This window comes from Corynebacterium sp. AOP40-4SA-5, from assembly GCF_052377355.1.
Classification (GTDB): Bacteria; Actinomycetota; Actinomycetes; order Mycobacteriales; family Mycobacteriaceae; genus Corynebacterium.
In genome coordinates this window covers 1-2,429 of the sequence record NZ_JBQSWS010000050.1, presented here as the reverse complement: position 1 = coordinate 2,429, position 2,429 = coordinate 1, and the positions used below count along the sequence as shown (strand labels likewise).

Sequence of the window (2,429 nt, the reverse complement as noted above, 5' to 3'; positions counted from 1 at the left end):
CAGAACGCGCTGCGTCCGCTCATCGTGACCGTGACCCTCGGCGTCGGCCAGGCGCTGATCTGGGCGTCCGGCCTGGCCTACCTCGGCCTGGGCGTGGCCCCGCCGGACCCGGAGTGGGGTGCGCTGCTGGACTCCGGGCGCACCTACATCACGGTCGCCTGGTGGCTCGAGGTGTTCCCCGGGCTCGCGATCGTCGTCGTCGCACTCACCTTCACCACCTTGGGCCGTGCCCTGGGCACCCGACTCGAACGAGGATGACCATGACTGAAGACAACACCACCGGGGACGCCCCGCTGGTCGACATCCGTGACCTGCACGTCTCCTTCGGCGAGCACGAGGTCGTGCGTGGCGTGTCCCTGTCCGTGCACCGCGGCGAGACCCTCGCCGTGGTCGGCGAGTCGGGGTCGGGCAAGTCCGTGTCCGTGCGCTCCCTGCTCGGCCTCGCCGGCCCTGGGGCGCAGGTCGGCGCCGGGCGCCTGGAGTTCGACGGGGCCGACGTCCGGGGGTTCGGCGCGCGCCGGTGGCGCCGGATCCGCGGGGGACGCATCGGCCTGGTGCTCCAGGACGCCCTGGTCGCCCTCGACCCGCTCCGGACCGTCGGCGCGGAGATCGGGGAGGCGCTCGACACCCACCACCGGGGACGGGCCCGGCTCTCCCGGCAGGCACGCCGCGACCGGACGCTGGAACTGCTCGACCTGGTCGGCGTGCCGGACCCGGCACTGCGCGCCGGCCAACGTCCCGACGAACTCTCCGGCGGGCTACGCCAGCGTGCGCTCATCGCCTCGGCGCTGGCCAACCGCCCCGACCTCATCGTCGCCGATGAACCGACCACCGCACTGGACGCCACGGTGCAGGCGCAGGTCCTCGACGTGCTCAAGGCCGCCACCGACGACGGGACGGCGCTGATCCTCATCTCCCACGACCTGTCGGTGGTGGCCCGGCTGGCCGACCGGGTGGTCGTGGTGCGCCACGGCGAGGTCGTGGAGGAGGGGCCCGCCGCCGAGGTCCTCGCCGACCCGCGGCACAGCTACACCCGCAGCCTGCTCGCCGCCGTGCCGACGGCGGGTTCCCGGGGCCGGCTGCTGACCTCGGGCGAACCGGTCCCGTTCGGACGCCCGGCCCCGGTGGGTGAACCGGTGGTGCGCGCGACGGGGCTGGCGAAGAGCTTCCGGGGGAGGCGGCGACGCGGTGGTGCTGCTGCGTCTGGGGTGCCGGCGGTGCGCGACGTGAGCTTCGAGCTGCACCGGGGACGCACCCTCGGCATCGTGGGGGAGTCCGGGTCCGGCAAGTCCACCACCGCCCGGATCGTGCTCGGACTCACCGACCCCGACGAGGGGTCCGTGGAGTTCCTCGGCCGGCACGTCTCCGTGATCTACCAGGACCCGCTGAGCTCCTTCGACCCGCGGTGGTCGGTCGGCCGGATCCTGCTCGACGCGGTGTCGACGACGGGGCTGACCGGAGGCCCGGCGCAGACGCGGGTCACCGAACTGCTCGACCAGGTGGGACTGTCGGACGACTTCCGGCCGTCACGTCCCCTCCGGCTGTCCGGGGGACAGCGCCAACGCGTGGCGATCGCCCGTGCCCTGGCCAGCGACCCGGACGTGATCGTCTGCGACGAACCGGTCTCCGCCCTCGACGTGTCCGTCCAGGCACGCATCCTCGACCTGCTCACCACCCTCCAGGCGGAGACCGGGGTGGCGCTGCTGTTCATCTCCCACGACCTCGGGGTGATCCACCACGTCAGCGACGACATCATCGTGATGCGCGACGGTGAGGTCGTGGAGTCCGGGACCGCCGACCAGGTCTTCGACGATCCGCGGCACCCCTACACCCGCACGCTCCTTGCGGCTGTGCCCGCCGTGCCCGCCGTGCCCGCCGTGCCCGCTGTGCCTGCCGTGCCTGCGGTGGCCGTCCGGTAGCCGCTCACCCGTCGACGAGCACGGAGTCCGTCAGCGGCCGGCGGGTACGCGGCGCGTTCTCCCGCTCCAGCACGGCGGCGTCCACCCCGTCGGCGCCGTCACCCGTCACGTCCCCGAGGACGCCGACGGCGACCACGGTGAGGGGCACCAGCCCCTCGTCCAGGGAGAAGGCCTCGGCGACGGCGGCGGGGTCGAAGCCGCTCATCTGGTGGACCAGCAGGTCGTTGGCGTGCGCCTGGATGGTGAAGTACGCCGCGGCCTGCCCGGCGTCGTACCGCGCCTCGGGCAGGACGTTGCCGTCGGCGTCGGTGGTCTCGGCGACGATGACCACCAGCGCCGCGGCGTCCTTCGCCCACCCGCGGTTGAACTCGATGAGCGAGTCCAGCACCGTGGCGTGGGCGGGACCGCCGCGGCGGGCGAGGAGGAACCGCCAGGGCTGACGGTTGAACGCCGAGGGCGCCCACCGGGCGGCCTCCAGGGCGCTGCGCAGCGCGTCCTCGTCGACGGGGG

2 protein-coding genes and 1 pseudogene are annotated in these 2,429 nt (G+C 73.9%); 2 read left to right on the top strand and 1 reads right to left on the bottom strand.

The genetic code is table 11. From position 1 onward, the window contains the following. Window positions 1-258 (top strand): annotated as a pseudogene (locus ACT3S3_RS15190) (ABC transporter permease); the annotation flags it as partial. A 2-nt stretch (window positions 259-260) separates the two neighbouring features. After that, window positions 261-1,919, top strand: coding sequence for a dipeptide ABC transporter ATP-binding protein (locus ACT3S3_RS15185; protein WP_301442825.1), 1,659 nt, complete (start codon window positions 261-263; stop codon window positions 1,917-1,919). Between the two features lie 4 nt (window positions 1,920-1,923). On the opposite strand, the gene ACT3S3_RS15180 is transcribed toward ACT3S3_RS15185, so the two are convergent. Then, a partial coding sequence (locus ACT3S3_RS15180) for a nitroreductase family protein (protein ID WP_444627008.1) occupies window positions 1,924-2,429 on the bottom strand: 506 nt, incomplete at its 5' end.